This window comes from Pseudomonas sp. Bc-h, assembly GCF_002080045.1.
In the GTDB taxonomy this organism is placed as follows: domain Bacteria; phylum Pseudomonadota; class Gammaproteobacteria; order Pseudomonadales; family Pseudomonadaceae; genus Aquipseudomonas.
The window spans coordinates 470,870-479,619 of record NZ_MUIN01000012.1 but is presented as its reverse complement, the minus strand read 5'-3'; the positions used below and the strand labels follow the sequence as shown (position 1 = coordinate 479,619).

At 59.9% G+C, this 8,750-nt stretch carries 6 protein-coding genes; 4 read left to right on the top strand and 2 right to left on the bottom strand.

Annotated elements, in window-relative coordinates; genetic code table 11:
- The first annotated feature begins 57 nt into the window (after positions 1 to 57).
- The 4 genes from BWR59_RS25250 to tssF are packed head-to-tail and all read left to right on the top strand — an operon-like array spanning position 58 to position 4,389.
- Positions 58 to 1,251 carry a DUF6396 domain-containing protein gene (locus tag BWR59_RS25250; protein ID WP_081568416.1) on the top strand — a complete coding sequence of 398 codons (1,194 nt, stop codon included), beginning with the start codon at positions 58 to 60 and terminating at the stop codon, positions 1,249 to 1,251.
- Entirely contained in the window at positions 1,251 to 2,321 is a 1,071-nt protein-coding gene (locus BWR59_RS25245) for a DUF6396 domain-containing protein (RefSeq protein ID WP_081568391.1), read from the top strand. The genes BWR59_RS25250 and BWR59_RS25245 overlap by 1 nt, the downstream gene beginning before the upstream one ends.
- Positions 2,318 to 2,581, top strand: coding sequence for a PAAR domain-containing protein (locus tag BWR59_RS25240; protein WP_081568390.1), 264 nt, complete (start codon positions 2,318 to 2,320; stop codon positions 2,579 to 2,581). The genes BWR59_RS25245 and BWR59_RS25240 overlap by 4 nt, the downstream gene beginning before the upstream one ends.
- Before the next feature lie 44 nt (positions 2,582 to 2,625).
- Positions 2,626 to 4,389, top strand: coding sequence for a type VI secretion system baseplate subunit TssF (gene tssF, locus BWR59_RS25235; protein WP_081568389.1), 1,764 nt, complete (start codon positions 2,626 to 2,628; stop codon positions 4,387 to 4,389).
- Positions 4,390 to 4,417: 28 nt separating this feature from the next.
- Here the strand turns inward: tssF and BWR59_RS25230 are convergent, their stop codons facing one another.
- Positions 4,418 to 4,648, bottom strand: coding sequence for a DUF2970 domain-containing protein (locus BWR59_RS25230; RefSeq protein WP_081568388.1), 231 nt, complete (start codon positions 4,646 to 4,648; stop codon positions 4,418 to 4,420).
- Positions 4,649 to 4,920: 272 nt separating this feature from the next.
- Positions 4,921 to 8,631, bottom strand: coding sequence for a methionine synthase (gene metH / locus BWR59_RS25225; protein ID WP_081568387.1), 3,711 nt, complete (start codon positions 8,629 to 8,631; stop codon positions 4,921 to 4,923).
- Between the last annotated feature and the right edge of the window lie 119 nt (positions 8,632 to 8,750).

Sequence of the window (8,750 nt, the reverse complement as noted above, 5' to 3'; positions counted from 1 at the left end):
TGCCTATTGCTGGCAGGTTGCGATGCACCTGACACCCAACGGCCGCACAGCGCTTCGGTGCCGTCGCTCAGCGCAGTCCAGGAAAATCTGGCCTTCACTTGCAAGCACGAAACGCTAACTCCGGGGAGTGCTGACAGCGATGTGCTGTTCCAGTACGCCCGTTGGTTGGAGAAGAACAACCAGCTGAAACAAGACCCGGATACCGACCTTGAAATTAGTCGGCTGTACCGTATCGCCACTGAGAATGGTCATCCCAAGGCCAATATCAACCTGCAGAACGGCAGCCTGCGCGGCAAGTTCAGACTTCGGGGGCACGAGCTCCTGCGGTTCAGTCAAGATTTGATCGATGCAAAGGTGGCAACGGGTTACTACTTCGTGTCGGTTTTTCTAAAAAATGGTATTGCCGACCTGAAGCAGGACACGGAGATGTCGCTGCGCTTTCTGCGCAAGGCTGCCGACGAAGGCAGTGCGCAAGCCCAGTACGAAATAGGTGATGCACTGGCGCCGAGCGACCGGGCACCGGATGTTTCGCGGCAGATGCGCCGCTGCGCGGCTGAGCAAGGTCAGGGGAACGCTGCGCGCGCTTTGGGCGTTGATCTCAAGTTCACCAAGCAATATCAAGACGCGCTGGAAGCATTTCAACTGGGAGTTGCGGCAGGTGATGAATCTTCGGCAGGACGTCTTGCCGAGGGATTCAAAGGGCCTGAGGCAACGAACAAGCTGTATTACATGGACTTGCAAGAGGACTCAGAACGCGCCTCCCGTTACCACCAAATCTGGAGCATCCTCGCGGACTACTCCTACGCCCACCCCAAAGTCCCCGAAATCAACGACATCCTCCCGCTGCCACCGGCCAAACTGCCGCCGTGGGACGGCAAGCTGCAATGGATCGAAGCCCGCGAAGCGAATGTCCCGCCCGAAAAACCGTCCCCAGAGCTGATCCGGCGCCTGACCGAGGACCTGAAACTCGACCCCGCCACCGGCAGGCCAATGCCGGGGGCCAAGGGCTTCAGTCAGGCGCACTTGTCGGCCAAAAACTGCCTCGCTGGCACTCCATGTCCGGTCAGTGGTTACTGGCAGGTTGTCGAGCACTCGGCCCTCGGCACCCCGGAGGGTCAGCCGATTATTCGTCATTTCGAGCAAGACGCGATCTTTCCTGTTGAGCAGATGCGTTATTACGAAGAGCGCATCTGGCCGCTGGCAAAACGTCTGTGCGAAGGCCCGGTGCGGGTCATGTGGAGGCTGGCGTGATGAACCGTGCGTGGGTTTTCTCATGCCTGCTGCTGGCGGGTTGTGACCGCCCCGACACCGAGCAGCAGTTCGGCGCATCGGTGCCGTCGCTCAGCGCCATCCAGGAAAACCTGGCCTTCACCTGCCAATACGAGGTCATACCGCCTGCAAGTGCCGACAGCGACGTACTGTTCCAGTACGCCCGTTGGTTGGAGAAGAACAACCAGTTGAAACAGGACCCGACTACCGACCTGGAGATTACCCGGCTCTACCGCATCGCTGCCGAGAACGGCCATGTCAAAGCCACTATCAACCTGCAGAACGGCAGCCTGCGCGGGAAATATAAACTGCGGGGCCACGAACACCTGCGCTTCAGTCAAGACCTGATCGATGCCAACGTGGCAACGGGTTACTACTTTGTGTCGGTGTTTCTAAAAAACGGTATCGCCGATCTTAAACAGGACATGGAGATGTCGCTGCGCTACCTGCGCAAGGCCGCTGACGAGGGCAGTGCGCAAGCTCAGTATGAAATCGGTGAAGCTCTGGCGCCGAGCGACAGGGCGCCGTACGTAGCGCGACAGATGCGCCGTTGCGCAGCTGGACAAGGGCATGGACCAGCCGCCAACATCTTAGGTGTCTACCTCCAAGACAGCGGCTCATATAAAGAGGCACTGGAAGCATTTCAACTCGGTGTCGCCGCAGGTGATGAAACATCTGCGGGGTGGTTGGATGACAGTTTCCGAGGGCCTGCGCCCACCGACGACCTGTATTACCTCGGTCTGGAAAAAGACCTCGAACGCGCCGAGCGCTACAAAACCATCTGGCGCATCCTGGCACGGTATTCCTACGCCCACCCCAAAGCCCCCGAAATCAACGACATCCTCCCGCTGCCCCCGGCCAAGCTGCCGCCGTGGGACGGCAAGCTGCAATGGCTGGAAGCCCGCGAAGCGAATGTCCCGCCCGAGAAGCCTTCACCGGAGCTTATCCGGCGCCTGACCGAGGAACTGAAACTCGACCCCGCCACCGGCAGGCCTATGTCGCGATCACCTTCACTTACCCAATCAACCGAACTGAAAGAGGATTTCACATGAAAGGCATCATCCGCATCAGCGACACAACCAGCAGCGGCGGCACGGTCAAGACCGCCTCCGAGGCAATGATATTCGACGGCCTTGGCGCCGCTCGCGTAGGCGACAGCGTCTTCTGTCCGCTTCCCGGCCACGGTGAAACCAGGATCGCCGAGGGCAACTCGGGGTTCACCGACGATGATCTTGCAGTCGCGTTTCATGGCGACCGCTGTGAGTGCGGCTGCATGTTGGTCACTTCACTGCCGCAAGCGACTGCGAGCTGAAGAGGCTGGAAGTTTTTTCAAGACCAGAGACAAGGAACGCTTCGATGAACAAGGACAATTCCACGCTGGCGTACTTTGACGCCGAGATGCGCTACCTGCGCGAAGCGGCTCAAGAGTATGCGCAAGCGTTTCCCGACCGCGCCGGGGCGTTGAATCTGGATAAACCCGGGGCTGTGGATCCCGGTGTCGAGCAGTTGTTTCAAGGTTTCGCGTTTCTGATGGGCAGGATGCGCGAAAAGCTCGACGACGACCTGCCTGAGTTGACGGAGGGGCTGATCGACCTGGTGGGGCCGCACTACCTGCGCATGATTCCTTCGCTGTCCATCGTCGAGCTCTCGCCAGACGTCAGTCAGATGAAGGCCTGCGCAACGGTTTGCAAAGGGTTCGAAGTGCGCTCGCAGCCCGTCGGCCCTCAGCTGACTCGCTGCCGTTACACCACCACACAGGACCTTACGCTGCGTGCGCTGGCGCTCGATTCCGTGCAGGTCGGCCAAGCCCTGGACGGCCGGTCCGTGATCAGGTTGAGTTTCTCGCGCGGCAAGCTGCTGGCCTGGGACGCGCTAGACCTGCGAGACATACCCTTTTACCTCAACGCCAGTGCACCCGTTGCCACTGCCCTGCATCAGGCGCTGACGCTCAACGCTCAGACGGTCTGTTTGCGCAGGGACGGTTTGGAGCGCGAGGTGGTCGACGTTCGGTTCGCTGCCAAGGGCTTCGCAGAGGACGACCGCCTCTTGCCTCAGGGTGACAGTCGGTTCAGCGACTACCCGTTATTGCTGGAGTATTTCAGCTTCCCCGAGAAGTTCATGTTCGTGACGCTCAAGGGGCTGGAACAGGTGAAATTCGCGGCCAGTACAAACCAGTTCGAACTTGAGGTGGTCCTAGATGAACCCTGGCCCCGTGCATTTTCGCTCAACGCAGAGCACATTCGCCTGCATGCCGTGCCGGTCATCAATCTGTTTGCCCTTGAAGCGGAACGTCTGACCCTTGACCCTTTACAAACCGATTATCGGGTGCGCGCGATGGATGTGCAGGACGGCCCCATTGATATCTATTCGGTAGACAGCGTTATCGCTACCAAGCACTCCGCGCGGCGCCAGTATGTGCCATTCACCCATTTTCAGCACAAGGGTGGCATGTTGCGTGACGCCGCTCCCGAGCGCCATTTTCATACCCGGCTCAGACGCGCGCCGGGCGGGTCGCACGACACATGGTTGATTCTGGGGGGTGAAGGTTTCGACCTCGACCGGTCGAATCGGACGAAACTGTCGCTGCAGTTGACGGCCACCAATGGCCAGCTGCCGCGGATGGCATTGGCTGAGACGGTGCTGCTGAAGGCCGCGCATGCCAGTCGACCGAAAGTCACGGTGCGCAATCTGTGTGCGATGACAATGCCCTGTTACGCGCCCCACAGGGATCGCTTTCACTGGCGCGTGCTTAGTCACCTTGGGTCGAGTTTCCTGCCGATGCTCGACAGTGCTGAAGTGTTGCGCAACACGCTTGGCCTCTACGACTGGACCGGCAATGAGCAGAACCGGCGACGGTTGCAGGCGATCGTCGAGGTTCGACATTATTTGCTCGAACGCTTTGAGAAAGGGTTTCTGCTACGCGGTGTGGATATCGAAGTCACGCTGGATACAGGTGGGTTCGCGGGGGAGGGGGACGTTCATCTGTTTGGTGAAATGCTTAACCGGTTTTTTGCCCGATACGCCGATATTCATCTCTTCAACCGGCTGACGTTGGTCCTTCAGCCGCAGGACAACTGTTTGCGATGGCGTGAAAATCATAGCCAGCGGGTTCCCGGATGAACCTTGCGTAAACCGAACGGTGAAGGCTTTAGCGCACAGCAAAGTACAACACCAACTGCACGATCCCCATCAGTATCAGCGCGAATATCGCGGTGAAGGCAATGCCCATGATCACGAAATGCGACGGCTTGCCGTGAGTGAAGTCCCGCGCGCGATTCTTGTGGCTCTGCACGCCAAAGGCCGCAGCCATGACGCTGTGCACCATCTGCCAGAAGGTCGGGGGTTTGTTGTCGTCGGGGGGTTGCGGTGAGTTGTCCATATCCTCTCCAGCGCCTCGGCGGTGCTGAAGAGAATGATAGTCGCAAATCAGAAGTGGATCTGTGGCTGTCGTGACGCCCCGCGTGGTAACGCTGCGATTGACGCTGCGCATCAATGGGACGCGGAGCGGCCTGCAAGGCATTCCCACGCTGGAGCGTGGGAACGATCAAAACTCCCACAGGATCGGCGCCAGACACACATTTACGGCACACCTCTGTCCCTGTGGGAGACGCCGGAGGTCACGACGGCAGCGAAGCGTATGGGTGTCGAACCCTATTCGTCATACCCCAGATTCGGCGCCAGCCAGCGCTCGGTCACGCGCATTTCCTGACCTTTGCGGGCGTTGTAGCTTTCCACCTGATCCTTGTCGACCTTGCCCACGGCGAAGTACTGCGCCTGAGGGTGGGCGAAGTACCAACCGCTGACCGCTGCCGCCGGGAACATCGCGTAGTGCTCGGTGAGGAACACGCCGCTGATGCCTGGCTTGCCGTCGCCCTGGGCGGGGTCCAGCAGGTCGAACAGCACGCCTTTTTCGGTGTGGTCCGGGCAGGCCGGGTAGCCGGGGGCAGGGCGGATGCCCGCGTATTTCTCTTTGATCAGGTCTTCGTTGTCCAGCTGCTCGTCGGTGGCGTAACCCCAATATTCCTTACGCACTTGCTGGTGCAGCCACTCGGCGCAGGCTTCGGCCAGGCGGTCGGCCAGGGCCTTGACCATGATCGCGTTGTAGTCGTCGCCCTTGTCCTGGTAGGCCTTGGACACTTCTTCGGCGCCGATGCCGGCAGTGGTGATGAAGCCACCGACGTAATCGGTCACGCCGCTGTCTTTGGGTGCAACGAAGTCGGCCAGCGAGAAGTTCGGTTTGCCGTCGGTCTTGATGATCTGCTGGCGCAAGTGATGCAGTTTCGCCAATGGCTGGCCGTTATCGTCGAGCAGCTGGATATCGTCATGGTCGACCTGGTTGGCCGGCCAGAAGCCGAACACCGCGCGGCTGCGGATCAGCTTCTCGTCGATCAGCTTGCGCAGCAGCTCCTGAGCGTCCTTGAACAGCGAGGTCGCTGCTTCACCGACTACTTCGTCAGTGAGAATGCGCGGGTATTTGCCCGCTAGGTCCCAGGAGATGAAGAACGGCGTCCAGTCGATGTAATCGACCAGTACGTTGAGGTCGATGTCTTCCAGCACTTTCGCACCGGTGAAGCTTGGTTTGACGGGCTCATAGGCGGCCCAGTCGAACTGCGGCTTCTTGGCGATGGCCGCGCTGTAGCTCAGGCGCTCGGTGCGGGCGCTGCGCGCCGAGGTGCGCTCACGCACTTCGACGTACTCGGCGCGGGTCTTCTCGATGAAGCCGGCTTTCAGCTCCTTGGACAGCAACTGAGTCGCCACGCCCACGGCGCGGGAAGCGTCGGTGACGTAGATCACCGCGTCGTTGCTGTACTTGGGCTCGATCTTCACCGCCGTATGCGCTTTGGACGTGGTCGCGCCGCCGATCATCAATGGCAGGCTGAAGTTCTGGCGCTGCATCTCACGGGCAACGTGGACCATCTCGTCCAGCGACGGGGTGATCAGGCCGGAGAGTCCGATGATGTCGCACTTCTGCTCCTTGGCGACCTGCAGGATCTTCTCGGCAGGCACCATCACGCCGAGGTCGACGATGTCGTAACCGTTACAGCCCAGCACCACGCCGACGATGTTCTTGCCGATGTCATGCACGTCGCCCTTGACCGTGGCCATGAGAATCTTGCCCTTGGCCTCCGGTTTGTCGCCTTTTTCCGCTTCGATGAACGGAATCAGGTGCGCCACGGCCTGTTTCATCACGCGGGCGGACTTCACCACTTGCGGCAGGAACATCTTGCCCGAGCCGAACAGGTCGCCGACCACGTTCATGCCGGCCATCAGCGGGCCTTCGATCACCTCGATTGGCCGGGCGAAAGACTGGCGCGACAGCTCGGTGTCTTCGACGATGTGCGTGGTGATGCCTTTTACCAACGCGTGCTTGAGGCGCTCGTTGACCTCCCAGCCACGCCACTCCTCGGTTTCCGCCTCCTTGACCGAGCCGTCGCCCTTGAACTCGTCAGCGATGGCCAGCAGTTTTTCAGTGCCCTCGTCGCTACGGTTCAGAACCACGTCTTCCACGGCTTCGCGCAGCTTGGCCGGGATCTCGTCGTAGATCTCCAGTTGACCGGCGTTGACGATACCCATGGTCAGGCCGGCGCGGATCGCGTGCAGCAGGAACACCGAGTGAATCGCTTCGCGCACCGGGTTGTTGCCGCGGAACGAGAACGACACGTTGGACACGCCGCCGGAGGTCAGTGCATACGGCAGCTCGTCGCGGATGTACGCACAGGCATTGATGAAGTCGACTGCGTAGTTGTTGTGCTCCTCGATACCGGTGGCGATGGCGAAGATGTTCGGGTCGAAGATGATGTCTTCCGGTGGGAAGCCGACTTCGTTGACCAGAATGTCGTAGGAGCGTTTGCAGATTTCTTTCTTGCGCGCTTCGGTGTCGGCCTGGCCGGCTTCGTCGAAGGCCATGACCACCACCGCGGCGCCATAGCGTTTGCACAGTTTGGCGTGATGGATGAACTGCTCGACGCCTTCTTTCATGCTGATCGAGTTGACGATGCCCTTGCCCTGAATGCACTTGAGGCCGGCTTCGATCACTTCCCATTTCGAGGAGTCGATCATGATCGGTACGCGGGAGATGTCCGGTTCACCGGCAATCAGATTGAGGAAGGTCACCATGGCCTTCTTCGAATCCAGCATGCCCTCGTCCATGTTGATGTCGATCACCTGAGCGCCGGCTTCGACCTGCTGCAGGGCGACCTCCAGGGCTTCGGTGTAGTTGTCTTCACGGATAAGGCGGGCGAAGCGGGCGGAGCCGGTGATGTTGGTGCGCTCGCCAACGTTGACGAACAACGAGCTGCGATCGATGGTGAACGGCTCAAGGCCCGACAGGCGACAGGCTTTCGGGATGTCCGGAATCACCCTGGGCGCATACCCGGCGACGGCGTTGGCGATGGCCTTGATGTGCGCGGGCGTGGTGCCGCAGCAACCGCCGACGATATTGAGGAAGCCACTTTGGGCGAATTCTTCGATGACCGCTGCGGTCTGGTTCGGTGCTTCGTCGTACTCACCGAATTCATTGGGCAGACCGGCGTTCGGGTGCGCCGAGACGTGGGTCTGGGCTTTGTTCGACAATTCTTCCAGATACGGACGCAGCTCGCTGGCACCCAGGGCGCAGTTCAGGCCGACCGAAATCGGGTTGGCGTGGCGCACCGAGTTCCAGAAGGCTTCGGTGGTCTGGCCGGAAAGGGTGCGGCCGGAGGCGTCGGTGATGGTGCCGGAAATCATGATCGGCAGTTCGAAGCCCAGCTCTTCGTAAACGCCCTGCACGGCGAAAATGGCGGCTTTGGCGTTCAAGGTGTCGAAGATGGTTTCGATGAGGATCATGTCCGCACCGCCTTCGATCAGGCCTTTGGTGGCCTCGGTGTAGTTCTCCACCAGTTCGTCGAAGGTGACGTTGCGATAGCCGGGGTTGTTCACGTCCGGCGACAGCGAGCAGGTGCGGCTGGTCGGGCCGAGCACGCCAGCGACGAAGCGCGGCTTGTCCGGGGTTTCGAGGGTCTTGGCGTCGGCCACTTTACGGGCCAGACGTGCGCCTTCAACGTTCAGCTCGTAGACCAGCGCTTCCATGCCGTAGTCGGCCTGGGACACCTGAGTGGCGTTGAAGGTGTTGGTTTCGAGAATGTCGGCACCCGCGTCCAGGTACTCTTTCTCGATCGCGCCGATGACATCGGGGCGGGTCAGAATCAGCAGGTCGTTGTTGCCCTTGACGTCGCTTGGCCAGTCGGCGAAGCGTTTGCCGCGATAGTCTTCTTCCTCCAGGCGATAGCTCTGGATCATGGTGCCCATACCGCCATCGAGAATCAGGATCCGCTCTTTGAGAGCCTGCTGGAGTGCTTTAAGACGCGCGCTGCGATCTGACATAGGGGTACCCGGACAAAGAAATGCGAAAAAGGTGACGATGAAAGGTGCGAAATAATAGCAAACCTGTACCGTTTTAAACCGTTCGCGGATTTAGATGAATTCTGCTCATGTTGATGGCC

Coding starts and splice junctions, on each gene's coding strand:
- BWR59_RS25245 (WP_081568391.1), top strand. CDS start 1,251: ATGAACCGTGCGTGGGTTTTCTCATGCCTGCTGCTGGCGGGTTGTGAC.
- metH (WP_081568387.1), bottom strand. CDS start 8,631: ATGTCAGATCGCAGCGCGCGTCTTAAAGCACTCCAGCAGGCTCTCAAA.
- BWR59_RS25240 (WP_081568390.1), top strand. CDS start 2,318: ATGAAAGGCATCATCCGCATCAGCGACACAACCAGCAGCGGCGGCACG.
- tssF (WP_081568389.1), top strand. CDS start 2,626: ATGAACAAGGACAATTCCACGCTGGCGTACTTTGACGCCGAGATGCGC.
- BWR59_RS25230 (WP_081568388.1), bottom strand. CDS start 4,648: ATGGACAACTCACCGCAACCCCCCGACGACAACAAACCCCCGACCTTC.